Consider the following 25,611-nt stretch of genomic DNA (forward strand, 5'->3'; position numbering starts at 1 on the left):
GGAACCTAGTCTGCCCCACCCGCTGAAGAGTCCCCTGCCAATGTCGCAGCACGGACGACGGTCTCGGCCTCGTGGTGCACCGGGAACGACACCGACCGGGCGATGAAGCAGAGCTGGTTGGCCGTGGCGTGGGCGGCCTCGGCGTCGGCGACCCGGTCCGCCTCGAGGATCGTCACGACCGGGTGCAGCGTCGCCCCGGTGAGCTCGCCCGAGCCGTCGCGGTTCAGGTTCAGCGACGCCGTGGCCGTGTCGCGGTAGTCGACGACGGTGAAGCCCTGGGTCACCGCGACGTGCAGGATAGCTGAGCATGTGGCACTGGGCCAGCGCGGCGACGACGAGTTCCTCCGGGTTCCAGCGGTCGCGGTCACCGCGGAACGTGGGGTCGGCCGAGCCGGCCACGTCGGGCTTGCCGACCGCCGAGACCACGTGCTCGCGCCCGTAGTCGCGGTAGCCGGAGGTACCGGTGCCGCGGTCTCCCGTCCAGCTGACGGAGACCTCGTAGGTGTGGTCCTGCACGGGTACTGCCCCTTCGTCGGCGTCACTGGCGGTCGTCCGCCCTGGCTAGCATGGCGGCATGACGGTGAGCCACGAAGTCCGCACTGATCGCCATCCTCTCACCGCCGACGGGTCGGTCGAACTCGCGGTCCTCGACCGGTCGGGGTTCGACGAGAGCCGGCACATCGGCGCCGGGGTCGTGGTCGACTCCGCGGGTGCCGTGGTCGACTCGGTCGGCGACGTCGCCGCCAGCATCTACCCGCGCTCGACGATGAAGCCGTTCCAGGCCCTGGCCGTCCGCCGAGCCGGTGCACTGTTCTCCGACGAGGAACTCGTCCTCACCACCGCGAGCCACGCCGGTACCGCCGCGCACCAGGCCCTCGCGCTGCACATGCTCGAGTCGTTCGACCACGTCGAAGCCGACCTCGGGTGCCCGCCGGACATGCCCTTCGACCGCGCGACCGGACGGACGATGGACGGCCCCCGGCGCCTGGCGATGAACTGCTCGGGCAAGCACGCCGGCATGCTCGCCGCCTGCCGCGTCAACGGGTGGGACGAAGCGACGTACCTGGACATCGAGCACCCGATGCAGCAGCGCGTCCGCTCGGTGGTCGAGGAGTACACGAACGAGACGGTCGACCTGGTCGGCACCGACGGCTGCGGTGCCCCCGTGTTCCCGCTCACGCTGTCCGGACTGGCACGCGGGTTCGCCGGCGTCGTCGCTCGGGCGGACGACGACTCCGCGGCGCTGACCGACGCAGTCCTGGCGCACCCGTGGGCGATCGACGGAGTCGGGCGGGCCAACACCGTCACGATCGAGCGGCTGCAGGTCCTGGCGAAGCTCGGTGCCGAGGGCGTCATGGTGATGGGGCTGCCCGGTGGGGCCGCGGTCGCGGTGAAGGTGCTGGACGGGTCGCAGCGTGCGGGCACCCTCGCAGCGCTCACCCTGCTGCAGCGGAACGGGCTGGTGGGTGCCGACGGCGTGGCCGGTGTCCTGACGGCGACGAGTGAGCAGGTGCTCGGCGGTGGCGTGCCGGTCGGCGTGGTCCGGGTCGGCTCCGGCTTGCGCTGAGTCCGTCACCCGACGAGTTCAGGGAGCACCGGGAGCACCGGTCTGACCGTGACACCGCGTCGGTCGGGTGGGCGACGCACGGTGCAGCCGTAGCGGGTGACCTCGACCGCTGCGTCCCACAGCCGTGGCATCGCGCCGAGACCCGGGACGAGCACAACCGTGCCGCTCGGACGTCCGGAGCGGTCGAGGCGAGCGAGCACCGCCGTACCGTCGGGTAGCGCCGCACCGTCGCCAGCGAGGGTTCCGATCCTGCCGGCTGCGCGGAGGTCGTCCCACGGGTCGGCGGTGGCGCGGAGCTGTTCGGCGATCGCCCGGAACACCGCGGCGGCGAGTGCCCCGGTGCCGACGACCACGACGTGACCGGCCACGTCGGTCTCCCACGGGACACCGTCCGGGCCGTGGCCGAGCAGGAGCCGTCCGGGTGCGCTCGGACCGAGGGGCTCGATCGGCGCTGCGGCGTCGTCACCGGACAGCGACTCCGGTTCGCGGGGCCCGCCTGCGCCGGACCGGTGCAGCAGGACGTCGAGCACCGCGCAGCACCCGGCGGCTGCGAACACCACCGCACGGGAGGCGCCGTCGAGGGGCACGAACACCCCGGCGAGGACGAGCACGACGGCCGTCCCGACCAGGACGCACCGAGCTGCGAACAGGGTCATGCCTCCATCGCAACAGGACGGCGGCGCCGCCGGGACGCCGACGACCGATCTGTGGAGAAGTCCGGCAGCGCTACTGCACGAGGAAGAACTGCTCGCCGATGTCCACCCGGGCACCGCGCTCCACGCGGTACCGACGGCCGGGCTCGCAGCGACGGATCGAACCGTCGATGTGCCGGACGACGGTGCCGTTGCCGGAGAACCGGTCGGACACCCACAGGTCGTCACCGTCGCGGCCGAGCTCGAGGTGGGTCTTCGACACCGACTTGCCCGGGTCGTGGACGGTCAGCAGGTCGTCGTAGCGCTCCCCGGCTGCGGACGGGGCAGACGACCGAGCAGTCCGGTGCCGTGGACGCCGAACCGCTCGCCGGTGCTGAAGTGCAGCAGGAACGGCGCGCGCGTCGGGGTCTTCGAGACGATGCGGGTCTCGTCGACGTCCTCGTCGAGCTCGTCGGCGTCCGCACTGGCCCGAGGACGATCCGACGGCGGGAGCGGGAGCTCAGGTGCCGTCGCGCCGGGGACCGGTGGCAGCGGCGCGGCGAGCGGGGCCTGCGGGGCATGCGGGGCCTGCGCCGGCGGAGCCCAGGACGGTTCGGCATCCTGCGGTGCTCCGTGCGGTGCCGCGTACTCGGGCCCGGACGGCTCGGACGGCTCGGTCACCGGCGCTGCGTGGGCGCCGCGAGGACGCCCACCCGGGCGCGAGGCCTCGCTGTCCGGCAGGGCCGACTCGTCGTCGGCGGCGGTCTCGTCGGCCACGGCCTCGACGGACCCGTTCTCGACGGACCCGTTCTCGTCGGAACCGGTCTCGTCGCTCGTGGTCTGGTCGTCCGCGGTCGCCTCGACCGGGATCTCGTCGTCCGGCACGTCGGTCGACGACGACCCGCCGGCGCCGGCCGACTCCACGTCGGAGTGCTCGGTCGCCCAGTCCGGACGCGCCATCGGCAGCGGCACGACCGGTCCGGTGAACGCGGCGGTCACGGCGGGACGGACTGCTCCGCACTCGCCGCAGAAGATGTCGTCGGGCTCGAGGCGGTTGCCGCAGACGTGGCAGATGGTCGTGGCGTGCATGCCCGGCGTGACGAGCGGCGCGGGCCGAGGCGGTCGGCGGTCGATCAGGGGCTCGACGACGGCGGTGTCCCCGGCTGCGGCGGCGACACGACGGGCGCGGCGGCGGTCGGTTGGTCGAGCGCACCCTCCTGGACGGGCTCGCCGGAGCGGGTGGACGACGTGTCGTGGGCGCCGTCGGTCTCGACGTGCACGGGCGCGTCGTCCGTCGCGCGCGGGGACGCCTCGGTGTCGTCGAGCGTGTCGTGAGGCGTGTCTTCAGCGGCGGCCGGTGCACTCGGGACCGGCGGGACGACGGGAGCGGACTCGGCTCCGGACGCGGGCTGCGCAGCCTCGGTGGTGGCACCGCGGCCGACCCACCAGGACGGGCCGGCCGGCGCTGCGGGCGGGGCCGGAGCGACCGGCGGCGCCCACACGGGTGCCGGCGCCTCGTCAGCAGGCGGCGGGGTCGCGGAACGGTCGTCGACGGGGGCCAACCGGGTCCGCTCGGGGTCGTCGGCGAGGACGTCTGCGGACTCGGAGCGGTAGGCGTCCGGGTCCAGTGGCGGTTCGTCCTGGGCTGGTGCTGCGCCGGGCTGCGCGGCCGCGTTCGGCCAGTCCCCGAGGCCGGAGCCCGCACCGTGCACGTGCGACGGAGCCTCGCGCGGGGCGAGGTCGTCGGGGCGTTGGACGGGCACCGCGGCCGGTGGCTCGGTGCTGCGGCGGTCGGCACCGGTCAGCCACGCACGGGTGGCTGGGTCGAGGGTCGACTCGGGCAACCATGCATCGGCCGCGGGATCGGAGCGACGGCCGTGGGAATCGGGCTGCTGCAGGGGCGGCGGCGGCGCCTGCTCGACGGGGGTCGCAGCGACCGGCCGACGGCTCGCTCCGGCGGTCACCGCACGTCCGCACTCACCGCAGAAGATCGCCCCCTCCGGGAGCATCGATCCACAGTGTTCGCATCTGATCACGGTCTGCCTCTGTCCTCACTCGGCCGTCCACGACGCTCGTCAGGCCTCCAACCATCGTAGTCACCGCGTCTCGCCGAGCCCTGACCGGTGGTCGTGCGCGGCCGATCGGTTCCGCGCAGGGACCTGAGCGACACGGCGGTGCGGAAGCGTTCACGGCGCGTCCGACCGGTGCGCAGCGTGCCCACCGCATCGTCCGTCGCCGACCACATCCGGTCGGCGGCGGCTTGGTCGACGTCGCTCGGGCCGAACACCGCCCGGTCGGCGAGGGCAGCCAGTCCGGTCCCGCCCTCACCGGGAGCACCGGCCACCGTCTCGCGTCGTGTGGCCGATCCGGCCACGTCGTGGCCACGGTCGAGGAGCGCATCGCGGTACTCGTCCCAGGCCCCGACGATGCGACCGCGCGGCGTCGGAGCACGCCGGCGCCGTCGGCGGCGGACCCGCTTCAGCAGGACGATCACCCCGAACGGCAGGAGCACGAGGGCGATCAGCCCCAGTGCACCGAGCACCCAGGGCAGCACTGCGAGCAGGATCTGCAACCACAGCGGCTGCACGGGCGGCGTGTTCCGGTCGCTCTGCGGCGGCGCCTGCTGGTCCTGGTCCTGCTGGTCGACGGGAGGCGGCGGCACGACGGTCTCCGGACGGGTCACCGGCTGCGGCGTCTGCTGCTGCTCGTTCGGGATCTCACGGACACTCGGGTTCGGGTTGAGCATCACCCACCCCCACTGCGCGGTGTCGACCTCGATGCGCGCGGTGACGTCCGAGCCGCGGAACGTCGTCGTGCCCCCGCTCGCCGACGCCCCGCCGGACCCCGAGTCGCCGCCGGCTGTGAAGCCCATGACCACCCGTGCCGGGAACCCGAGCTCGTCGGCCATCAGCGCAGCGGCGGCGGCGTACTGCTCTTGGTCGCCGATCATCAGCGGCGACGTCAGGAGCTCCTGGATGCGGTCGGCGCCGTGCCCCGAACGGCTCATCCGATCGTCACCGACGCCGTGGCTGACGTACCCGTTGCGCTTGAGTGCCTGGATCACCGCGACGAGCTTCGCACCCGACGTCGCATCGGCGTCGGTCGTCGCCTCGACCGTCTCGCGGACGGCGTCCGGCACGTCGCGCGCCGTCGGGACCGCGGCGCTGCCCGGGCGGGCCGCTGCGAGCTGCTCGTCCGTCGGCTGGTCGGGGACCACGGCGGTCAGATCGTAGGAAGTGCCTTCGCGGACACCGCCGACCACGGCCCCCGTCTGCGTCGAGCCGTTGAAGAAGAAGGACCCGCGTTCGTCGTCGGCGTCGGTCCCGGTGAAGTCGACGCGCTCCAGGTCCCCGACCGTCGGCAGCCAGACGCCGCTGTAGCCGTCGACGGTCACCCCGACGCGCACCCTGGTGCCGTCCACGCCACGGACGTCGACCGACGTCGGCACCCGCTCGAACGTCCCCGACGACGAGGAGCCGTCCGACCCGCCGACGCGGTAGACCACACCGTCGTAGCTGTCGAGCGTCGCGATGCGCACGAACCCGTTCTCCGGTAGTCCGGTGACCCGGAGCTGTGCGGTGTCCGCCGCGCTCTGCTCTTCGTACGCCCGGAAGCCGCTCAGCGGGCTGACGTAGTCGCGGGGGTCGAACGGCTTCACGACGTCCGTGCGGGCCACGGTGCGCTCGTTGGTCGGCGGCGCGACGAGCCCGAGCCCCGTCGCGACGACGGCCGCCGCGACGATCGTCCCCGTGCCGACGAGCGCCGGGCGAACGACGGACCGTGCGATCGGCACCGACGAACCGATCGTGGTCGCCACGGCGACCGCGCGACGTGCGTGCCGCACTGTCAGCGCCCAGACGAGCGCGATGGCGACGAGCACGACTGCCGTCACGATCGACGTGTCCAGCCGGCTCGGCCCGACGACCACCCCGATCGCGAACAGCACCAGTGCCGGGATGCTCGCGAGTTCCTGCCTGGAGGCCCGGGTCGCCACGCTCACGGCCGTCACCGTGGCGACGAGGAGCGTCACGAAGTACGGCACGAGGAGCGCCTCGTACGAACCGACCGGCAGGCTGATGGTCACCAGCTGCTTCCACCCGAGCGCGACACCGGCGAACAGCGCGAGCAGGCCCGGGCCCGTGGGCAGGACCCCGTTCGCCTGACCGGGCACGGCTGCCGGCACACCGGCGAGCGTGAACGCCGCCACCGTCGCGATCGCCACGACGACCAGCGGCAGTCGCAGGACCGCGCCGACGAGGGCGACGAGGGTGCCGAACACGATCGCGGTCACCGCCGCGACGATCATCGAGTCGTCACGGTAGACCGGCCACCACGACACGCTCGCGACCGCGAGCAGCAGCCACACGACGAGGGTCCCGCCGGCCAGACGGAACGGCACGAGCCGCCGGGCGTCGCGGCGATCGGAACGCCGGGTCGACCGACGGGCACGCTCCGCGGGCGGCGTCGGGGTGCTCACCGGAACGGCGCTCACGCGGCGGCCGATCGGTGCAGGGCGTGCCGGAGGTCGTCCAGGTAGCCGATGGTCATAACGGTCAGCCCCGCGACCCGCAGGAACCGTGGCTGCGCTTCAGGCTCGCAGATCACCGCGACGACCTCGACCCCCACGGGGAAGCGCGTCGCCGCGAGCCGGAGCGCCGGCAGCCCAATCGTCGAACCGACGACCAGGAACGCCACCGAGATGCCCTCGGTGTCGCTGCCGACGATCCGGGAGACCTCGGCGATGGGCAGGCACGCATCGGCGAGTCCGACCGAGGCGAAGTCGTCGAGCAGTCGCGTCGGGGTGACCGTCGGCAGCGTCCGCACCGCGTAGACGGCACGCTTCGCGAACTCCGGGGTGCGTTCCGACACCACGACCGAGACCTCCCGGCCGTCGCGGATCGCACGGGCACCGAGCGACGCCGCAGCGCTCACCGCGAGCTCGAACTCCTCGTCGTCCCCGAACTCGGACCGGGCGATGCCGAGCGCCACGACGAGGTGCGAGCGGCGCGTGTCCTCGAACTGGCGCACCATCAGCGCGCCCGACTTCGCCGTCGACTTCCAGTGGATGGTGCGGGGGTCGTCACCGGGCATGTACTCGCGGATGGCGTGGAACGCGATGTCGGCCGGCGACAGGTCGGTGGTCGCCTGCCCTCGAGGTCGCGCACCAGCCCGGTGCTCGTCGACGGGATCGCGATCGTGCGCGGGTGCACGATGACCTGTTCGCGAGCGGTCCAGACGACTTCGCGCCGGACGAGCCCGACCGGGTCGGCGCGGACACCGGTGACCGGACCCACGTCGAGCACGCCGCGGCGCACGGTCGGCACCGGCACCAGCTGCTCGAACGTGCCGTGCGCGCCGATCGCCGGGATCGCGACGTCGACGAGGCCCGGGCCGACCGGCACCTCGACCGTCGTCGGCACCGAGGGCAGACGCGTGGGGTTCTCCGCCGTGACGACCACGCCGGCCTCGTCGCCGACCGCCACTCGGTGCTGCGGCAGGCGCATCCGGATCACCAGCCGCGTGCGGCCGATGAGCGCGATGGCCGCGACGACGACGAGCACCGCTCCTGCGAACCCGACGACGACGATCTCCCGCAGGCCGAACCGGTAGCCGGCAACGAACGCGACGAGCGTGAGGGCCGCGACCGTCCACCCGAGCCCGGTGACGACGGACGAGACCTCGCCCCAGGAACGCTTGACGAGCCTCCAGGCCGTTGCCCAGACCCGGACGATCCCGACGACCGCATCCGCGGCGACGCCTTCGCGGTCACCGACGATCCGTGAGCGGACGTTGGTCAGGCCGGCGACCGTCCCCGTGCGCTCGTACGCCGTCGTCCCGCGACGCGACCGCGTCGAGGACGGACGGCGTGAGCGCGTGGAGACGGGCCGGCGGTCCGTCACGTCGTGACTCGGTCGGCCGGCGGCGGCGTCTCCACCAGCAGCTGTGCGATGACGCTGGGCGCGCTGACACCGTCGAACTCCGCCTCGGCGTCGAGCACCAGGCGGTGCGCGAGCACCGGGACGGCGAGGGCCTTGACGTCGTCCGGCGTGACGTAGTGGCGGCCGCTCAGCGCGGCGAGCACGCGTGCCGAACGGATGAGGCCCATCGCGCCGCGGACACTGACGCCCAGGCGGACTTCACTGGCCGAACGCGTCGCGTCGACCAACCGTGCGACGTAGTCGGCGATGACGGCGTCGACGTGCACCGTACGGGCCAGCGCAGCCATCTCGGTGATCGTCGCCGCGGGCACGACGCTCGCGAGCGGAACCGATGCCGACGGAGCCGACGAGGTCTCGAGGATCTTCACGGTGGCGGCGTGGTCGGGGTAGCCGATCGAGGTCTTCATGAGGAACCGGTCGAGCTGCGCCTCGGGCAGACGGTACGTGCCGGCCTGCTCGATGGGGTTCTGCGTCGCGATGACCATGAAGGGGGCCGCCAGGCGGTGGTTCACGCCGTCGACCGTGATCGCCGACTCCTCCATCGCCTCGAGCAGGGCAGACTGCGTCTTCGGGCTCGCACGGTTGATCTCGTCGGCGAGGACGATGTTCGCGAAGACCGGGCCGCGGTGGAAGTCGAACTCCTGCGTGCGCTGGTCGTAGACGCTGATGCCGGTGATGTCGCCGGGCAGCAGGTCGGGGGTGAACTGGATGCGGTTCGTCGTCCCCTGCACGCTCTGCGCCATCGCCCGCGCCAGGCTCGTCTTGCCCGTGCCGGGGACGTCCTCGAGGAGCAGGTGGCCCTCGCTGAGCATCGCGGTCACCGCGAGGCGGATCACGAACGTCTTCCCGAGGAGCACCTGCTCGACGTTGGTCACGATGCGGCCTGCGACGTCGGCGAACCAGGTGGCCTGCTCCGGGGTCATGCTCATGCGGGGTGGTCCTCGTCGTCTCGGGGGATGGCGGTGGGTGCAGCGTACGGCGGAAGGGCGGCTGGGCGGGGTCAGCCCGGGGCGGGTTCCGGATCGGGTTGTTGGGGCTCGGGGGCTGCCGCGATGGGGAACGCCTCCGTGTTGTCGCCGGTCTGCGTCGAGCTGGAACCGTCCGTCGCTGTCACGAGCGCTCGGACACGCACTGACTTCGCGAGGGCCGGTGGTGTCGGTGCGGGGCTACCCGCATCCCAGCTCGCGGTGGTGGAGATGCCGGTGCCGTCGTCCGTCAGGTACCAGCTCGCGGTGAACCGCACCGATACGCCAGCCCCGGTCGGCCCGGCGACCGTGAGCGGTTGCTCCTGCTGAGCGGCGACCACGGACATGTTCGCATCGAGAGCGGTCGCGCTGCCGGTCCAGGACTGGTCGTCGGTCGTGCAGAACGAGCTGCCGGGGCCGCCACAAGCGCGCAGCACCATCTGCGCCGAGACGTTCCGGGCACCCGATCCCGGAACACCCGTCCAGGTCTGCCCGGGCTGCAGGGAGATGGGCTGACCGCCCGTCTCCAGCTGGTAGTGGTGAGCACTCCGCGAGGGTGCGGTGATGCTGACGTTCCAGAGGTTCTTACCGACCGGGGTCACGTCGATCGACGGACGCCCGGTTCCGGTCGGGCGCTCGTAGGTCACGGCGTCGGTGTACTCGACATTGCAGAAGTACCCGTTGGAGACGGTCACGGCGTAGCGCGTCGAGCCGCCGCCGACGCCCGAGTCGCGTGTCGGACTGGACGTTCCGAGGGAACCAGAGGGATTGGCAGAGCAGTCGACGTTGCCCGACCGGAAGACGCCGTAGCGAAGTCCGGATCCGCCAGCGGCATCCGGAGCACCCCAGGTGACGGTCACGGTCGACCGACCTGACGAGTCCGCTTGGTCTGCAGCCACAGCTTGCACGTTCGTCGGTTTGCCGGGGGTGCCGACCGCGCTGCCGCTCGCCGACGCCGAGTTCCACTGCACCACCGTGCCGTTGCGATCTGCTCCGTTCCGCGCCGAGATCTTCACGGTGTACGGACTGCCGCTCTGGGCTCCGGAGAACGAGGTGTTCGTCGCGGTGCCGGTGTTGCGGGTGTCGGACAGCCCCGGACCCTCGATCGTCACGACGTAGTTGTCGACCGCGCTGCCCCGGTTCGGAGCGGCGACGGCGCTCCACTTGACGTCGAGCTGGTTGGGCGTCGACGCGTTCGGCGTGACGGTGATGCCCTTCGGCGGCGCCGGCACGAAGTCCGCACTGATCGGGGCGGAGCTGCCCGACGGCTTCGAGTCGCCGATCGCGTTGGTGGCGACGACCTGGAAACGGTAGGACGCCTTCGGGTCGAGCCCGGTCAGCGTGCAGACGGTCGCGGTGCCGCAGTTCTTCGAGACGCCGTTCGTGCCCGTCACGCGGTACCCGGTGATCGGCGAGTTGTTCCCCTGCGGCGTCGACCACGTGAGCGTGGCCTGGCCGCCGTCGTACGAGCCGGTGCGGGTCGGTGTGCCCGGGGCGTCGGGGACGTCCTGCACGGAGACTGTGACGTCGCCCCACACGTACCGGTCCGGGTCGTTCGTGGCGTCCGCGACCTGGTACTGCAGGTGGGCGTCGACGGGCTTCGCGTTGTCGGAGACCCGGACCTGCAGGCGGGAGCGGTCGGCGCTCGGCGTCACCGAGACACCGCTCGGCAGCCCGCCGGAGAGCCCGCGGATGTTCACGACGCGCAGCCGCTCACCGGGGAACGGGTTGGTCGGTTGGTCGTTCGTCAGGACGTCGATGGTCGTGGTCGCACCACGCTTGGTGATCGACCTGTCGGCGCCGGGTTGCACGAGCGGTCGGGTGGACGCCACCACGCCGACGGTCACGGTGCCGGCACGTCCGGCGTTGGCGTCGTCCTGCACGCCGATGCCGATCGACGCCGTCGTGTTCTTCTTCGCGGTGTCCGGCACGGCGATGGTCAGCTGCTGGCCGGAGATCGTCGCGGTGGCACCGCTGGTCGGCCTGCTCACCACGGAGTAGCGCAGCTCCGGCAGGTCCTTCGGGTACGGGTAGTCGGTGAGCTTGGTCAGGTCGACGGTCCGGGTCTCGCCCGGCTGCATCTCGACCGCCGAACCGGTGAACGCCGGCGGCTGGTTCGACCGCGGTGTCACGGTGACCGGCAGCACGAGGGTCGCGACGCGGCCCTTGCCCCCGTTCGCCGCGGAGCCGTCGGTGACCTCGAACGAGATGGACGCGTTGCCGTAGTAGAGCTTCGACGAGGTGAACTGCAGCGTCGACGAGTCCACGACCAGGCTCTGGCCGTTCGCGTGCGTCGCCTTCACCGTGCCGCGGTCCGTGATCTTCGCCGTCTGGCCGTTCGCGGTCACCACGTAGTCCTCGAGCGGGATGCGGACCGTGGCCTCGCTCTTCACGGTGACGGCACCGGCCGAGCGGTTGATCTGCGGCAGGGCGTCGTCGAACCCGGGGACGTTGATGAAGCCGTAGGACACGATGTCGGGGTGGTCGACCCGTGCGACCGAGAACGGGATGACCTGGGACTCGTCGGTGAGCCGGACCGTGATCCGTCCGTCGTCGGTGAGCCGCGCGGTGTCGCCGTAGCCGTCCACGATCCCGACGCGCAGGTCGGCAGCGGTGCCCTCGGCGAAGAAGACGTTCTCGAGCACGTCGACGGTCACGCTCTCGCGCCGCAGGATGTCCTGCAGGTCCAGGGTGGTGTCGTCGACCTCGGGGCGGAGGGGCTGCGCGTCCGGGTCGACCGTGACGGTGAGGAACGCGGTGCTCGATCCCCCGCTCGCGTTCGCGACGGTGTAGAGCACGGCGTAGTCGCCCGACTTCGCGGTCTTCGGGGGTGTGACCCGGATCTGCTGCTTCCGCAGGATCTTCGCCGACACGTCGTCGGCGGTGGGCTCGGCCGCCGACACGGTGAGCTGGCCGCCCTCGGGGTCGGAGTCGTTCTGCAGCACCCGGACGGTCACCGACCCGCCGGGGCGGATGGTCACGTGGTCGGCCTCGGCGACGGGGTTCGACGCCTGTTCGGCCCGGGGCGCGATGCCCACGCGGACGGTGCCGGTGGCACGCGCGCCCAGGGCGTCGACCACGGTGTAGGTGAACTCGTCGGTGCCGGCCGAGTAGTCGCCCGCCTCGTAGGTCAGGGCGTCGGACGCGACGTCGGTGACGGAGCCCTTGTCCGGGTTCGACCCGACGCCGACGAGTTGCACGGAGTCGCCATCCGGGTCGATGCCGTTCAGCGGCACCGAGATCCGCACCGACGAACCGGCCACGACGCGGGCGGTGACGGTCTGCGGCACCGGGGGTTGTTCGTCGCGGCGTCCCGCTCGCGCACCGAGATCGAGACGGCGGCGTCGGCGTACTGGCCGTCCGGGCCTGCTACCCGGTAGACGGCGGTGTAGTTGCCGGGGGTCTTCGGCGCGAGGTAGCGCAGGTGGTCACCCGAGGCGAACAGCAGGCCGCCGTCGCCGGGCACGTTCTGCACGAGCTCGGGCTCGAGCGTCAGGGGTTCACCCTCGGGCTGGGTGTCGTTGTCGAGGACGTCGATGTTCGCGACGTCGCCGACCCGGACGGTCGCGCTGTCGGGCTGGGCGACGGGCGGCTGGATCCGGTCCGGCTTGGGGATCTCGACGACGGTGATCGTGCCGGTGGACGACGCGAGTCCGTTCGTCTCGGTGTAGCCGAAGGACACCGGCCCGTCGAGCGGTGCGGTCAGCGTGACGCGCACGGTGTGCTGGTCGAGGATGCTCGCCTGGACGCCGCTGCCCCGCTCCGGTCCGTCGAGGGCGGTGACGAGCAACACTCCGCCCGCGGGGTCGATGTCGGTCGCGGTGACGTCGGTGTCCTTGCTCGACAGGGTGTTGACGAAGACCGTCTTCGGGGTCGTGATGGGCGCGGTCGAGGCGTCCGGCGGGGCGAGGATCGTGACGCGCACGATGCCGCTCGACGTCTTCACACCGTCGGTGACGGTGTACTCGAGCTGGTGGTCGCCGGCACTCGCACCCTGCACCCGGAAGGTACCGGCGTCGTAGCTCGGGGTGACCGTCAGCCCGGCCGACGACGACACGCTCGTGAGGGTCACGGTGCCGTTGCCGCCCCGGACGTGGTCGAGCGGCTCGACCGTGAGGGCCTTGCCTGCGTAGCCCTGCACCGGGAACGGGTCGGCACGCAGCGGCACACTCCCTGCTTCGCCACGCGCACGGTCACCGAGCCGCGGCCGTCGGCGCGTCCGTCGCTCACGACGAGCTGCACGGCACGGTCGCCCGTCCGGCCGCTGTCCGCGCGGAAGTCGAGCAGGCCGTCCGGGGTGGTCGACACCCGGTCGCCGTCCGAGGCGGTCGCGGACTTCAGGTACACCGGGTCGCCGTCCGGGTCGACCCAGTCGCCGAGCACGCTGCTGACGACGTGGCCGTTCTGCACCACGTCCGCGGAGGTGTCGCGCACCTGCCGCGGGGCCTCGTTCTGCGATTCCGGCCGCACCGTGACACGGACGGTCCCGGTGTCCGACCCGCCGTTGCCGTCGGTGATCGTGTACGGGAAGGTCACGGTACCGGTCGCGCGCGACGACAGCGTCACCTGCAGCCGTTGGCCGTCGGCGACGATGGCGACCCGGCCGGCGGACTCAGAGATGGACCCGACCTCGCTCACGATGATCGGGTCACCGTTCGGGTCGTAGTCGTTGAGCAGGACCGGGAGGCTCGTGGTGCGTCCCGGACGAGCGCCCAGGTCGTCGTCCACCGCCACCGGCGGCTTCTGGTCCTTGTCCACCTCGGGGTCGTCGTCGGAGACCTGCTCCTGCTGCTGCTCGTCGTCCTGCTTGATGAGGTCGGCCCAGTTGTCGATGAGCTGGCCACTGCGGTCGATCGCCCACGAACGACCGCTCGAGGGGTCGTTGGCGACGACGGTCTGCCCGTTGTGCAGGATCTGCATCGTGCTCGTCCCACCGGTGCTCGCGAGCCGCTGGAGCGCGGTGCCGTCGCAGGTGTCGATCGCCTGACCACCGGCCCATGCCGCGTAGGTGCAGGACCCGTCGACGTAGGGGCGCGCCGCGCGCCCGGAGACCTGGAGCGCGGTGGCGTCGACGGATCCCGAGGCACTGACCCGGACGAGTCCGGCGGTGCCCGCGACGGTGACGTCGGACGAGGTGTCCGACGATCGCTGGAGCGCGGGTGACGCGCCGACCCGGTCCCCCAGCTCCACGGTGCGGCCGTCGATCGACAGGGCGCCGCTGGTGCGGTCGAGCACGGCCAGGTGGCCGTCGAAGGTAGCGACCTGGAAGTCGTCGGTGCGGTCCATGTCGACCTTCCACCGTTGGTCGACGGACAGCGTCGACCCGACGTCGACGAGCGATGCCGTGCCGGTCTTCGCCGAGTACACCGCGACGTGTCCGTCCGACGCGTCGAAGACGGTGTCCGCCCCGAGCGTCAGGTCGGCCTTGGTCGAGGCGTCGAACTCGGCGAGGTCGGCCGCAGGCGTCGCCCACAGCTCACCGGTGTCCTGGTTGCCGATCACCGCGGTGTCCCCCGCGAAGAAGACCTGCGGTGTCCCCGCGGGCAGGGTCACGGCATCGCCGACGGTGGCGTCGGCGACGTCGACCTTGGCCACGGTCCCCTTGGTCTGGTCGACGCTGTAGACCATGGACCCGCGCTGCAGCACGGACAGGTCGTCGCTCGCGGTCTCGACGGCGGTGTTCAGCTGGAGGACGCCGGTGTTGGCCCGTCCGACCGCTCCGTACTCGGCGGAGGGCACCCACACGGTGCCGTCCCCGAGGTCGACGCGCTGCGTGTGGTACCCGGTCGAGACGATCGCGGTCGTCGCGACGACCGCGGCGACCAGGACGGAGACCCCGGTGGTGACGGCGGCGGATCGGTGCTTCGCGACGAGCGCGCGGATCACCCGGTGCTCCCGACGGTCGCGCACTTCTGCGCGCTCGCTGCACCGGTCTTGCCGTCGCGGTTGACCGCGACGGAGATGCACTCCTCGTCGCCGCGCTGCCCGGAGACGACGAACGTGGTGCCGGTCTGCTGGCTGGACGCGCCGTTCGACGAGATGACGTAGGTGTCACCGCTCTGCAGACCCGGGTCCGCCCACGAGAACGACACCGCCTGCGCTGAGGGCTGTGCGCGGACGTCCGCCACCACGGGGATCGCCCCGGCGCCGAGCCGCCCGACGACGACCACGGTCGCGATCGCGAGGGCGGCGACCACGACGACGGCGAGGGACGTCGCCCAGACGAGCGTCGACCGGGTGCGTCGTCGCGCACGGGTGACCGATCCGGTGCGGTGGACGGTGCCGACGCTCTGCGAACCACCGGCGACGACGCCGCCCTGGACCGCGCGACGGGTGCGGCGGCGGGCGCCGACCCGCGACGGCGGCTGGAGCTCACGGATCATGGTCCGGTCGCCCTCCGGGGTCGGGGTCGCGATGGCCCACGCCTCGACCGCGACGTCGGCCGCGGTCTGCGGGATCCCGAGCTCGGCCTCGACCTGCTGGAACCCGCGCACGAGTTCGAGCACGGTCGTCGGGCGCGACGGCACCTTGCGGGACAGCGCGGTGGCGAGCAGGCGCTCGAGCGACGGTGGGACGTCGGTCCGACCGGTGGGCTTGACGCCGCCCTTGTCGATCCGGCTCATCAGGTCGCTCGCACCGTTCTTGCCGCCCCGGACCTCGAACGGGCTGCGGCCGGCGAGCAGGGAGTACACGGTGGCGGCGAGGGAGTACACCTCGGACTGGATCGTGCCCCGGGACTCGTCGATCAGGACCTCGGGCGCCGACCACGGGATCGACATGCCGATGGGCTCGTCCGGGTCGGTCCCGCCGATGGTCGCCGCGATGCCGAAGTCGGACAGCACGGGGTTGCCGTAGGCCGTGAGCAGGATGTTCGACGGCTTGATGTCACGGTGGAGCACGCCTTCGCGGTGCGCGGTCTCGAGGGCGGACCCGATCCGGACACCGATCGAGAGCACCTCGGACACCGGGATCGGCTCACGCCGGTACCGCTCGCTGAGCGACGACGAGCACAGCTCCATCACGAGGTACGGACGGCCGTCGGCCGCGACGCTCGCCTGGAACACCGTCAGGATCGACGGGTGGGTGCTGAGCCGGGCCATCAGGTTGGCCTCGGCCTGGAACATCTGGCGGACGCGGTCGTCGACGACCTCGTCGAGCAGGACCTTCACCGCGACCTGACGCCGCGGCATGTCCTGTTCGTAGAGGAAGACGTCAGCGAAGCCACCGGAACCGAGGACGTGCACGGGGCTGAACCCGCCGATCACGGGCGGGTTGGACGGCAGGCGACGCGCCATCGCCATCTCCTCCCCGGCCGAGCGGCCAACTCTCTCGTCGTGGCACAGTCATTGTACGAAGCGCCGGTGACCGTCGATCCGCACACCGATCACCTGTGGACGGGCGCACTCCCCAGTTCGGGGGTCGTGCGCCAGCGGTCAGTGCCGCGGCAGGGTGTCCTCGAGGTCGCCGTCGTCCGGGGCGGCGTCGACCTGGAGCACCACGACGGTGACGTTGTCGCGTCCCCCGGCGACGACCGCGTCGCCGACGAGGCGTTCGGCGAGCCCCTGCGCACCGGCTTCCCGCGCCGCGATGCGCGCGATGCCGGCGTCGCCGAGCTCCTTCGTCAGGCCGTCGGAGCAGACGATGTACCGGTCGCCCGCGCGGAGCGGCAGGGTCCACCAGTCGGGCGCCGGCGGTTCGCCGAAGCCGACCGCGCGGGTGATGACGTTGCTGTCCGGGTGCTGTTCGGCGTCCTCGGCCCGCAGCAACCCGGCGTCGACCATCTCCTGCACCACGGAGTGGTCCACGGTGACGCGGCGCAGCACGCCGTCCTCGATCCGGTAGGTCCGGGAGTCGCCGACGTTGAAGACGAGCGCCGCCGGCTGCCCGAGCGACGCGACCAGGGCGATGCCGGTGACGGTCGTGCCCGCTCCGATCGCGTTGCCGCCGGCTGCACGCTCGATGTCGGCCGTGGCGAGCAGCAGCGCGCGCTGGATGCCCTGCCGCGTGGTGAAGGGCTCCTGCGTCACCTGCTCGAGTCGACGCACGACGGCGTCGCTCGCGCGGTCGCCGGCGAGGTGTCCGCCCATGCCGTCGGCGACGACGAAGAACGGCGCCCCGACGATGTAGCTGTCCTCGTTGTGGTCACGGCGACGACCGACGTCGGTCGCGGCTCCCCACGAGAGCGTCAGGGTGGCGCCGTCGGCACCGGGGACGTCGATGGCGTGCGCAGTGGCTGCTCGGCCGAGTTCGGTCACGTTTCAGGATCGCTCTCTGGGGGTTCGGGGCGTGCCGTGTGCTGTCTGGTCGGTGGGCCACGGGGGAACCGGTGGGAACCCGTCCGCCGTCGGTGCGACCCGGAGGTACGGCGAGAGGACCTCGATGGCGTTGCCGTCACCGACCTCGACTACCGTACCCGTCAGCGCGACGATCGACGCACCCGATGCCATGCGGTACACCGGCGCGCCGGCCGGTCGGACGACGGTGCCGTTCGTGGACCGCAGGTCCTGCACCACCACGGCTTCGCCCTCGGCGTGGATGCGGACGTGCGAGGACGACACCTGCCCGTTGGCGGACCGCACCGTCACGAGTTCCGGTTCGGGGCCGCTGGTGATCCGCGGCAGCGACGGACGCCGTCCGATGACGACCGGGTGGTCCAGACGGAAGGTGCGGTCGCCGATGCGGATCGACGGCACGCGCGCCGCGGGCGCGGCAGGGACGGACGGGAGGCCCGTGGCGGCGCCGGCGGGCACGCTCGGTCCGACGGCGCTCCGGACACGGGCGCGGACGACTGTGTCCTCCGGGTCGGCTCCGTCGTCGGCAGGCTCGTCGGCACGGTCGCCGACCGGTTCGGACGGCTCTGTGGGCGGTCGGATGACGGTGTCGCCGAGCACGTCGTCGAAGCGATCGCCGCCGTCCGACCCGCGGGGTCGCCGGATGACGGTGTCCTCGATGTCGTCGTCGCGCAACCGGAGCCCTTCGGATGTGGTGTCCTCCACCGTAGACGATCCGGTCGACCCGTCACACCGCGCCGACGGCCGTCCGCACCGGTCACGATCGGTGCCGGTCACGACGGGGCCCGCCCCACGTCGGCGCGCTGCCGGCCAGGACCGAGCGCAGGACCAACCCGGCGAGCGGGTCGTCGGCACGGGTCTCGAGGGCGTAGCGCGCCCGAGTCTCGGCGCGGGCCGACGACCCGAGCGCCCACGCGCACCAGGCTCCGAGTGCGAGCGCACCGGCGGCTCCGGCCGTACTGTCCACCTGACGACCCTCGGCGCACCAGACCCGCCAGGCCTCGGCACAACGGTCGCCGGCCGTGCGCAGACGAGCGCGGTCCGGTTCCGGTCCGATGCCGTGCAACGCCGGCGGCGTCGGGTCGTCGAACGGGTCGAACCCCCGGATGGCCCGCGGATCCGGCTGGTCTCGGGTGGCGAGGAACGGGATGAGCGCCATGCGGGTGGACAGCGCACCGCAGGCGGTGACGATCGCGATCGCGCCGACGCGGGAGCCCGCGCCGACGCCGGACGTGACCAGCGCTGCGGCCGCTGCCGGGAGCGTGACCGCCGCCGCGATCTCGCGAGGGAACCGGACTGCGGTGTGGTCGGGGGTGTGTGCCGTCAAGGGGATCATGCACGCCATCGAAGCCTGATCCGGGCCTCCAGCCAGGCACGAGCCGACCACCTGTGGACAGCAGCGCCCCGGCCCATCCTGTGGAGGACGGACCGGGGCGATGGTCAGGCGGTGACGGGTTCCAGGCTCTCGGCGACCAGGTCCCAGCCGGAGTCGCTGCGTTCGACCACGACGCCGTGCGCGGCGGCCCAGTCGACCAGGTCGTCCATGGTCGCGACGACCGCTCCGGTGCGCGCGAGCAGCGCGACCAGTCGGCCCTTGGCGGTCTTGTTCCAGTGGTTCAACGCCCGCCGCCGACCGGAGCCGTCGATGCTCACGACCCGCGGGGCGACCGCCTGCGGGAGGGGACCGAGCTGACGGTACCCTCGGACCGGAGATCGAGCACCAGGCCGTCCGCCCGTTCGATCAGGACCCGGGACGAGGCCGTGGGCCAGTGCGACGCCAGCCGGACCGTCCCGAGCCGGGAGTCGTGCGACAAGCGGTACGCCGGGATCGGGTCACCAGCGCCGATCGGACCGAACATGGCCGACTGCACGACGACGTGGTCGTGCCACCACGCCCGCGTCGACGCGTCGGCGGTCTGCGCGCCGAGCGGGTCATAGAGCACCCCTGTGTACCGCTCGATCGCCGGCATCGTGCCCGACGTGTCGAGCTCGAGGTTGCGGAACCGTTCGGCGATCGACTTCGGGCCGAGCTTCAGAGCCGTCCGGGCCGAGGACTCCTCGGAACTGACGGAGCGGGCCGCGGTGATCACCGCGGCCCGCTCTTCGGCCAGTTCCGGGAACGAGAGTGCACGCAGATCGAGCGTGCGGCTCGTGTCCCCGCCCTCCCGCTTCGTCTCCGAAGGCGGGAGGAGGACGGTCAGTCCGGTCAGGACGCCAGCGCGGCCTGCCGCGCGACGATCGTCACCGTGTCGTGCTCCACCGACAGGAAGCCGTCTTCGGCGTCGACCGCGACGGTCGACCCGTCGGCCCGCGTGATGCGCACCTGACCCTGCGCGAGGATCGCGAGCATCGGCTCGTGTCCCGCGAGGATGCCAATCTGACCCTCTGTCGTGCGTGCGACGACCATGGTGGTGTCGCCCGACCAGACCTCACGGTCGGCCGAGACGACGCTCACGCTGAGACCCGCCATGTCAGCGGTTCTCCTTCTGGATCTGTGCCCACTTCTCTTCCACGTCGTTGATGCCACCGACGTTGAAGAACGCCTGCGTCGCAACGTGGTCGAACTCGCCGTCGGCGATGGCGCGGAAGGACTCGATGGTGTCCTTGAGCGGCACCGTGGAGCCCTCGACGCCCGTGAACTTCTTCGCCATGTACGTGTTCTGCGAGAGGAACTGCTGGATACGACGAGCACGCTCGACCGTGATCTTGTCCTCTTCGGAGAGCTCGTCGACACCGAGGATGGCGATGATCTCCTGCAGTTCCTTGTTCTTCTGGAGGATCTGCTTGACGCGCGTGGCCGTCTCGTAGTGGTCGGCGCCCAGGTACCGCGGGTCCATGATCCGCGACGTCGAGGTCAGCGGGTCGATCGCGGGGTACAGACCCTGCGACGCGATCTCACGCGAGAGCTCGGTGGTCGCGTCGAGGTGCGCGAACGTGGTGGCCGGAGCCGGGTCGGTGTAGTCGTCAGCCGGCACGTAGATCGCCTGCAGCGAGGTGATCGAGTGACCACGCGTCGAGGTGATGCGCTCCTGGAGCACACCCATCTCGTCGGCGAGGTTGGGCTGGTAGCCCACGGCGGACGGCATGCGACCGAGCAGCGTCGAGACCTCGGAGCCGGCCTGCGTGAAGCGGAAGATGTTGTCGATGAAGAGGAGCACGTCCTGCTTCTGGACATCGCGGAAGTACTCCGCCATCGTCAGCGCCGACAGGGCCACGCGGAGACGCGTTCCCGGCGGCTCGTCCATCTGGCCGAACACGAGGGCCGTCTTGTCGAAGACCCCCGCCTCTTCCATCTCACCGATGAGGTCGTTGCCCTCACGGGTGCGCTCACCGACACCGGCGAACACCGACACACCGCCGTGGTCCTGCGCAACGCGCTGGATCATCTCCTGGATGAGGACCGTCTTGCCGACGCCCGCACCACCGAAGAGGCCGATCTTGCCACCCTGCACGTACGGGGTGAGGAGGTCGATGGACTTGATGCCGGTCTCGAACATCGAGGTCTTCGACTCGAGCTGGTCGAAGGCCGGGGCCTTGCGGTGGATCGGCCAGCGCTCGGTGATCTCGAGCTTCTCGTCCGTGTTGAGCACGTTCCCGAGGACGTCGAAGACCTTGCCCTTGGTGACGTCGCCGACGGGGACCGAGATCGGAGCGCCCGAGTCTCGGACCTCCTGGCCACGGACCAGGCCGTCGGTCGGCTTCAGGGAGATGGCACGGACCAGGTCGTCGCCCAGGTGCTGGGCGACCTCGAGGCCGATCTCCTGCGACGAGTCACCGATGGTGATGGTCGTGAACAGGAGGTTGTACATCTCCGGGATTGCGTCGTGGGGGAACTCGATGTCGACGACGGGACCCGTGACACGGGCGATCCGGCCGACACCGGGCGCCGACGACGTCTCGACCGCGGTGGTTGCGGTGTCGGTCATGGCTGGTGCCTTCCTGAGGGTGGGTATCTGTCCGCGAACGACGCGGACTACTTCTTCTTCGACGAGAGGGCGTCGGCGCCGCCGACGATCTCGGAGATCTGCTGCGTGATCTCCGCCTGACGCGCGTTGTTCGCGAGTCGGGTGAAGTCACGGATCAGCGAGTCCGCGTTGTCGCTGGCCGCCTTCATCGCCTTCTGACGGGCGGCGTGCTCGGAAGCAGCCGACTGCAGCATGGCGTTGAAGATGCGGCTCTCGATGTAGACCGGGAGCAGCGAGTCGAGCACCGCATCGGCGTCCGGCTCGAACTCGTAGAGCGGCAGGGGCTCGTTGCCCTCGGGCTCCTTGACCCCTTCGACGACCTCGAGGGGCAGCAGGCGAACAACCTGCGGCTCCTGCGTCGCCAGGCTCAGGAACCGGTTGAACACGATGTGGATCTCGTCCACGCCGCCCTCTGCGGTGTCCTGGAGGAACTTCGCCACGACGGCGTCGCCGATCTCCTTGGCCGTCGAGAACTCGGGCTGGTCGGTGTTGCCGACCCACTGCTGCTCCGACGCGCGCTCACGGAACGCGAAGTACCCGACGGACTTGCGGCCGACCAGGTAGTAGACGACGTCCTTGCCCTCGCTGCGGAGCAGGGAGGCGAGCTCCTCGCCCTGCTTGAGGACGTTCGTGCTGAACGCGCCGTTCAGGCCGCGGTCCGAGGTGAAGAGCACCACGGCCGCACGGGTCGAGGACTCCGGCTCGGTGGTCAGCACGTGGTCGACGTTCGAGAACGTCGCCACGGCCGACACCGCACGCGTCACGGCTCGCGAGTACGGGCCGGACGCAGCCATGCGGGCCTGCGCCTTCTGGATCCGCGACGCCGAGATCAGTTCCATCGCGCGAGTGACCTTCTTCGTGGTCTTCGCGGACTTGATTCGCTGTCGGTAGACCCGGACCTGCGCTGCCATCTAGCGACGACCCTTGACGATCTGCTCCTGGTCGACGTCCTCGGCGTCTGCCGCGTCGAACTGCTCGGAGCCAAGGGTCTTGCCGTCGCTCGTCTGGAAGCTCTTCGAGAACTCGTCGATCTGCTTCGACATCTCGGCGACGGTCTCGTCGCTGAGCTGGTTCGTCTCCCGCAGGGTCGTGAGGACCTCGGAGTTGCGACGCAGGTGGTCGAGCAGTTCGGACTCGAAGCGCAGCACGTCCGGCACCGGGACGGTGTCGAGCTTGCCGTTCGTGCCGGCCCAGATCGAGACGACCTGCTCCTCGACCGGGTACGGCGAGTACTGCGGCTGCTTGAGGAGCTCGGTCAAACGGGCACCACGGTCCAGCTGACGACGCGACGCCTGGTCGAGGTCGGACGCGAACATCGCGAACGCCTCCAGGGAGCGGTACTGCGCCAGCTCGAGCTTCCAGCGTGCCGGAGACCTTCTTGATCGACTTCACCTGGGCGTCACCACCGACGCGGGACACCGAGATGCCCACGTCGACAGCCGGACGCTGGTTCGCGTTGAAGAGGTCCGACTGCAGGAAGATCTGGCCGTCGGTGATGGAGATGACGTTGGTCGGGATGTACGCCGAGACGTCGTTCGCCTTGGTCTCGATGATCGGGAGACCCGTCATCGAACCGGCGCCGAGCTCGTCGGACAGCTTCGCGCAACGCTCCAGCAGACGGGAGTGCAGGTAGAAGACGTCACCCGGGTACGCCTCGCGCCCCGGCGGACGACGCAGGAGGAGCGACACGGCGCGGTAGGCCTCAGCCTGCTTCGACAGGTCGTCGAAGATGATGAGGACGTGCTTGCCGGAGTACATCCAGTGCTGGCCGATGGCCGAACCGGTGTACGGGGCGAGGTACTTGAAGCCGGCCGGGTCGGACGCGGGGGCGGCGACGATGGTGGTGTACTCCATCGCACCGGCGTCCTCGAGCGCGCCCTTGACGGAGGCGATCGTGGAGCCCTTCTGACCGATCGCGACGTAGATGCAGCGGACCTGCTTGTCCTCGTCGCCGGACTCCCAGTTGGCCTTCTGGTTGATGATCGTGTCGATCGCGATGGCCGTCTTGCCGGTCTGGCGGTCGCCGATGATCAGCTGACGCTGACCGCGGCCGACGGGGATCATCGCGTCGATGGCCTTGATGCCGGTCTGCAGCGGCTCGTGCACCGACTTGCGGGACATGACGCCGGGAGCCTGGAGCTCGAGGGCACGACGCCCTTCGGCTGCGATCTCGCCGAGGCCGTCGATCGGGGCGCCGAGCGGGTCGACGACGCGACCGAGGAAGCCGTCACCGACGGGGGCCGAGAGGACCTCACCGGTACGCGTGACTTCCATGCCTTCTTCGATGCCGGCGAACTCGCCGAGCACGATCGCGCCGATCTCGTCTTCGTCGAGGTTCTGCGCGAGGCCGAGCGTGCCGTCCGCGAAGCGGATGAGCTCGTTGGCCATGACGCCGGGGAGGCCCTCGACGTGCGCGATGCCGTCACCGGCGTCGGTGACGTGCCCGACCTCGGCCGTGGAGGCCTTCGTCGGCTCGTAGTTCGAGACGAAGTCCTTCAGGGCATCACGGATCTCATCGGGGCTGATGGTGATGTCTGCCATGGGATTTTCCTTGTGGTTTTCCGGGGCCCTTCGGCTCCGAGAGGGTGACGCTGCCGGACTCGGCAGTTCCCGTTGTGGACTTGGGAGGAGCGGCTTCGACCGTACGCCTAGCCGGCGAGCTGGAGCCGGAGCTCCGAGAGCCGCGTGGACACGGTGCCGTCGATGACGTCGCCGCCGATCTGCACCCGGACCCCGCCGACGACCGTGGGGTCGACGACCTGGTTGATGCTGATGTCCTTGCCGTAGCGCTCGGCCAGACCGCGTGCGACGCGTGCCGACTGGGCGGTCGTGAGTGCCGTGGCGGTGACCACGGTCGCGACGAGCTTGCCGTCCTGCTCGGCCACGATGCGCGAGGCATCACGGACGAGTTCACCGATGCGGCGGCCGCGAGGCTGCTGCACGAGCGCGGAGACGATCGTCACGGTCTGCTGCGACGCCTTGGCACCGAGGAGCCGCTCGACGAGCGCGCCCTTCTGCGCCGGGCTGCCGAGCTTCGTGCCGAGCGCCAGCTCGAGGCCGGCGTCCGAACGGACGGCCGTCTCGAAGGCGAACAGCTCGGACTCGATCGGCGAGCCGCTACCCGCGGTGGCGGCGACGGCGCGGATGCCCGCGTCCTCGATGCCGGCGAGCAGGTCCTGCTGCGATGACCAGCGTGAGCCGGCCACTGCCGTCAGGACCGCACGAGTCGCGTGCGACTGGCCGGCGAAGACGCGGTCGATGAGGACCTTCTTGCCGGCCGGGTCGGCCGTCGGGTCGGACAGCAGCCCGAGCAGCTGCGGCGCACCGGCGATCGCACGCCCGGAGGCGAGGATCTCGGCACCCGCGGCCAGGTCGGCGCTCGAACCGAGGTCCGAGAGCACCGCCCTGGTGGACGCGAGTGCTTCTCTGGTAGCGCTGCGCATGCTCAGTGCTCCCCGTCTTCGTGGCCTGCGAGGCCTCGAGGTCGGCGAGGAAGCGATCGACGACTGCCGACGACTTGGCGTCGTCCTTGAGCGATTCGCCGATCACACCGGACGCGAGGTCGAGGGCAAGGGTGCCCACCTCGGACCGGAGGGACTGGACGGCGCTCTGACGCTCGGCTTCGATCTGCGCCTGGGCGTTGGCCGTGATGCGTGCTGCATCGGCCGCTGCCTGCTCGCGGACCTCGTTGCCGATCGCCGTGGCGTCCGCGCGGGCCTGCTCACGGATGCGGGACGCCTCGGAGCGGGCGTCGGCGAGCTGCTTGTTGTACTCGTCGAGCGCAGCAGCGGCCTGCTCCTGAGCAGCCTCTGCCTTCTTGATGCCACCCTCGATGGCCTCGGTGCGCTCATCGAGCATCTTCGTGATGCGCGGCGTGACGACACGCCACATCACCAAGAAGATGATGACGAAGGCAACCAACGACCACACGATGTCGTACACCGGCGGAATGAGGGGGTTGTGCGTCTCCTCCGCCGCGATGATGAGTGCGTTGTGCATCGAGGAACCTTAGTTGGTGAAGATGAAGTACGTGGCGATGCCGATGAAGGCCAGGGCCTCGGTGAAGGCGATACCGATGTACATGAGGGTCGTCAGGCGGCCCTGGAGCTCGGGCTGGCGGGCGACGGACTCGATCGTCTTGCCGACGACGATGCCGACACCGATGGCCGGGCCGATCGCAGCGAGGCCGTAGCCAACCGTCGCGATGTTGCCGTTGATCTCCGCGAGAACGGTCGTTGCGTCCACGTGTTTT

The 25,611-nt window shown here is 71.1% G+C and carries 24 protein-coding genes and 3 pseudogenes; 1 reads left to right on the plus strand and 26 read right to left on the minus strand.

Annotated features, from left to right (window positions below; translation table 11 throughout):
• Nucleotides 1–5: 5 nt before the first annotated feature.
• A complete protein-coding gene (locus JN350_RS20985) occupies nucleotides 6–284 on the minus strand; it encodes an OsmC family protein (protein WP_461963055.1) in 279 nt (92 codons plus the stop codon).
• A 290-nt stretch (nucleotides 285–574) separates the two neighbouring features.
• On the opposite strand from JN350_RS20985, the gene JN350_RS13575 reads away from it, so the two are divergent.
• Nucleotides 575–1,567, plus strand: a complete 993-nt coding sequence (locus JN350_RS13575) for an asparaginase (RefSeq protein WP_205462518.1) — start codon at nucleotides 575–577, stop codon at nucleotides 1,565–1,567.
• A 5-nt stretch (nucleotides 1,568–1,572) separates the two neighbouring features.
• Here the strand turns inward: JN350_RS13575 and JN350_RS13580 are convergent, their stop codons facing one another.
• From JN350_RS13580 to atpE, 25 genes and pseudogenes are all read right to left on the minus strand, one after another.
• The gene (locus JN350_RS13580) at nucleotides 1,573–2,223 is read right to left on the minus strand and encodes a hypothetical protein (protein WP_205462519.1); all 651 of its coding nucleotides are present in this window, start codon (nucleotides 2,221–2,223) and stop codon (nucleotides 1,573–1,575) included.
• 70 nt (nucleotides 2,224–2,293) lie between these two features.
• A complete protein-coding gene (locus JN350_RS13585) occupies nucleotides 2,294–2,482 on the minus strand; it encodes an FHA domain-containing protein (protein WP_205462520.1) in 189 nt (62 codons plus the stop codon).
• A gap of 23 nt (nucleotides 2,483–2,505) precedes the next feature.
• A complete protein-coding gene (locus tag JN350_RS13590) occupies nucleotides 2,506–3,288 on the minus strand; it encodes a zinc ribbon domain-containing protein (RefSeq protein WP_205462521.1) in 783 nt (260 codons plus the stop codon).
• Nucleotides 3,289–3,332: 44 nt separating this feature from the next.
• Complete coding sequence (locus JN350_RS13595) at nucleotides 3,333–4,043, minus strand: hypothetical protein (protein WP_205462522.1); 711 nt, start codon at nucleotides 4,041–4,043, stop codon at nucleotides 3,333–3,335.
• A 123-nt stretch (nucleotides 4,044–4,166) separates the two neighbouring features.
• Nucleotides 4,167–4,235: pseudogene (locus JN350_RS20990) on the minus strand (zinc-ribbon domain-containing protein); the annotation flags it as partial.
• The gene (locus JN350_RS13600; protein ID WP_205462523.1) at nucleotides 4,232–6,676 is read right to left on the minus strand and encodes a TgpA N-terminal domain-containing protein; all 2,445 of its coding nucleotides are present in this window, start codon (nucleotides 6,674–6,676) and stop codon (nucleotides 4,232–4,234) included. The gene JN350_RS13600 and the pseudogene JN350_RS20990, both read right to left, overlap by 4 nt.
• Nucleotides 6,677–6,687: 11 nt before the next feature.
• Entirely contained in the window at nucleotides 6,688–7,290 is a 603-nt protein-coding gene (locus JN350_RS19625) for a DUF58 domain-containing protein (RefSeq protein ID WP_240347328.1), read from the minus strand.
• Nucleotides 7,230–8,099 (minus strand): DUF58 domain-containing protein, encoded by an 870-nt coding sequence (locus JN350_RS19630; protein ID WP_240347329.1) that lies wholly within the window; start codon nucleotides 8,097–8,099, stop codon nucleotides 7,230–7,232. The genes JN350_RS19625 and JN350_RS19630 overlap by 61 nt, the downstream gene beginning before the upstream one ends.
• A complete protein-coding gene (locus JN350_RS13610; protein WP_123294288.1) occupies nucleotides 8,096–9,067 on the minus strand; it encodes an AAA family ATPase in 972 nt (323 codons plus the stop codon). Before JN350_RS13610 ends, JN350_RS19630 begins: the two co-directional genes overlap by 4 nt.
• Nucleotides 9,068–9,138: 71 nt before the next feature.
• Nucleotides 9,139–12,393 carry an Ig-like domain-containing protein gene (locus JN350_RS13615; RefSeq protein WP_205462524.1) on the minus strand — a complete coding sequence of 1,085 codons (3,255 nt, stop codon included), beginning with the start codon at nucleotides 12,391–12,393 and terminating at the stop codon, nucleotides 9,139–9,141.
• Entirely contained in the window at nucleotides 12,330–13,244 is a 915-nt protein-coding gene (locus JN350_RS13620; protein ID WP_205462525.1) for an Ig-like domain-containing protein, read from the minus strand. The genes JN350_RS13615 and JN350_RS13620 overlap by 64 nt, the downstream gene beginning before the upstream one ends.
• Complete coding sequence (locus tag JN350_RS13625) at nucleotides 13,172–14,989, minus strand: Ig-like domain-containing protein (RefSeq protein ID WP_205462526.1); 1,818 nt, start codon at nucleotides 14,987–14,989, stop codon at nucleotides 13,172–13,174. The genes JN350_RS13620 and JN350_RS13625 overlap by 73 nt, the downstream gene beginning before the upstream one ends.
• The gene (locus JN350_RS13630; RefSeq protein WP_205462527.1) at nucleotides 14,986–16,398 is read right to left on the minus strand and encodes a serine/threonine-protein kinase; all 1,413 of its coding nucleotides are present in this window, start codon (nucleotides 16,396–16,398) and stop codon (nucleotides 14,986–14,988) included. The genes JN350_RS13625 and JN350_RS13630 overlap by 4 nt, the downstream gene beginning before the upstream one ends.
• Nucleotides 16,399–16,536: 138 nt before the next feature.
• Nucleotides 16,537–17,358, minus strand: coding sequence for a PP2C family protein-serine/threonine phosphatase (locus JN350_RS13635; protein ID WP_123294286.1), 822 nt, complete (start codon nucleotides 17,356–17,358; stop codon nucleotides 16,537–16,539).
• A 3-nt stretch (nucleotides 17,359–17,361) separates the two neighbouring features.
• Complete coding sequence (locus JN350_RS13640; RefSeq protein ID WP_205462528.1) at nucleotides 17,362–18,099, minus strand: FHA domain-containing protein; 738 nt, start codon at nucleotides 18,097–18,099, stop codon at nucleotides 17,362–17,364.
• A gap of 52 nt (nucleotides 18,100–18,151) precedes the next feature.
• Nucleotides 18,152–18,730, minus strand: coding sequence for a hypothetical protein (locus JN350_RS13645; RefSeq protein ID WP_205462529.1), 579 nt, complete (start codon nucleotides 18,728–18,730; stop codon nucleotides 18,152–18,154).
• A 104-nt stretch (nucleotides 18,731–18,834) separates the two neighbouring features.
• Nucleotides 18,835–19,047, minus strand: coding sequence for a catalase (locus tag JN350_RS19635; RefSeq protein WP_240347330.1), 213 nt, complete (start codon nucleotides 19,045–19,047; stop codon nucleotides 18,835–18,837).
• Nucleotides 19,044–19,604, minus strand: a complete 561-nt coding sequence (locus tag JN350_RS13650; RefSeq protein ID WP_461964448.1) for a YaaA family protein — start codon at nucleotides 19,602–19,604, stop codon at nucleotides 19,044–19,046. Before JN350_RS13650 ends, JN350_RS19635 begins: the two co-directional genes overlap by 4 nt.
• Nucleotides 19,601–19,864: a F0F1 ATP synthase subunit epsilon gene (locus JN350_RS13655; protein WP_027465776.1), complete on the minus strand. Its 264-nt coding sequence runs from the start codon at nucleotides 19,862–19,864 to the stop codon at nucleotides 19,601–19,603. The genes JN350_RS13650 and JN350_RS13655 overlap by 4 nt, the downstream gene beginning before the upstream one ends.
• Before the next feature lies 1 nt (nucleotide 19,865).
• The gene (gene atpD, locus JN350_RS13660; protein WP_065959250.1) at nucleotides 19,866–21,320 is read right to left on the minus strand and encodes a F0F1 ATP synthase subunit beta; all 1,455 of its coding nucleotides are present in this window, start codon (nucleotides 21,318–21,320) and stop codon (nucleotides 19,866–19,868) included.
• Between the two features lie 47 nt (nucleotides 21,321–21,367).
• Nucleotides 21,368–22,270 carry a F0F1 ATP synthase subunit gamma gene (locus tag JN350_RS13665; RefSeq protein WP_205462530.1) on the minus strand — a complete coding sequence of 301 codons (903 nt, stop codon included), beginning with the start codon at nucleotides 22,268–22,270 and terminating at the stop codon, nucleotides 21,368–21,370.
• Nucleotides 22,271–23,900 (minus strand): annotated as a pseudogene (gene atpA, locus JN350_RS13670) (F0F1 ATP synthase subunit alpha).
• 107 nt (nucleotides 23,901–24,007) lie between these two features.
• Nucleotides 24,008–24,802, minus strand: a complete 795-nt coding sequence (locus JN350_RS13675) for a F0F1 ATP synthase subunit delta (RefSeq protein ID WP_205462531.1) — start codon at nucleotides 24,800–24,802, stop codon at nucleotides 24,008–24,010.
• A gap of 10 nt (nucleotides 24,803–24,812) precedes the next feature.
• Nucleotides 24,813–25,358 (minus strand): annotated as a pseudogene (locus JN350_RS13680) (F0F1 ATP synthase subunit B); the annotation flags it as partial.
• 9 nt (nucleotides 25,359–25,367) lie between these two features.
• Complete coding sequence (atpE, locus tag JN350_RS13685; RefSeq protein ID WP_027465781.1) at nucleotides 25,368–25,604, minus strand: ATP synthase F0 subunit C; 237 nt, start codon at nucleotides 25,602–25,604, stop codon at nucleotides 25,368–25,370.
• Nucleotides 25,605–25,611 lie beyond the last annotated feature (7 nt).

Origin of the sequence: Curtobacterium sp. 24E2 (assembly GCF_016925595.1) — a bacterium.
Taxonomy (GTDB): domain Bacteria; phylum Actinomycetota; class Actinomycetes; order Actinomycetales; family Microbacteriaceae; genus Curtobacterium.

Bases quoted from the DNA above. Each gene is read 5' to 3' on its own strand.
- JN350_RS13575 (WP_205462518.1), top strand. From the start codon at position 575: ATGACGGTGAGCCACGAAGTCCGCACTGATCGCCATCCTCTCACCGCC.
- JN350_RS13580 (WP_205462519.1), bottom strand. From the start codon at position 2,223: ATGACCCTGTTCGCAGCTCGGTGCGTCCTGGTCGGGACGGCCGTCGTG.
- JN350_RS13590 (WP_205462521.1), bottom strand. From the start codon at position 3,288: ATGCACGCCACGACCATCTGCCACGTCTGCGGCAACCGCCTCGAGCCC.
- JN350_RS19625 (WP_240347328.1), bottom strand. From the start codon at position 7,290: ATGCCCGGTGACGACCCCCGCACCATCCACTGGAAGTCGACGGCGAAG.
- JN350_RS13610 (WP_123294288.1), bottom strand. From the start codon at position 9,067: ATGAGCATGACCCCGGAGCAGGCCACCTGGTTCGCCGACGTCGCAGGC.
- JN350_RS13630 (WP_205462527.1), bottom strand. From the start codon at position 16,398: ATGGCGCGTCGCCTGCCGTCCAACCCGCCCGTGATCGGCGGGTTCAGC.
- JN350_RS13645 (WP_205462529.1), bottom strand. From the start codon at position 18,730: ATGATCCCCTTGACGGCACACACCCCCGACCACACCGCAGTCCGGTTC.
- JN350_RS13655 (WP_027465776.1), bottom strand. From the start codon at position 19,864: ATGGCGGGTCTCAGCGTGAGCGTCGTCTCGGCCGACCGTGAGGTCTGG.
- atpD (WP_065959250.1), bottom strand. From the start codon at position 21,320: ATGACCGACACCGCAACCACCGCGGTCGAGACGTCGTCGGCGCCCGGT.
- JN350_RS13665 (WP_205462530.1), bottom strand. From the start codon at position 22,270: ATGGCAGCGCAGGTCCGGGTCTACCGACAGCGAATCAAGTCCGCGAAG.
- JN350_RS13675 (WP_205462531.1), bottom strand. From the start codon at position 24,802: ATGCGCAGCGCTACCAGAGAAGCACTCGCGTCCACCAGGGCGGTGCTC.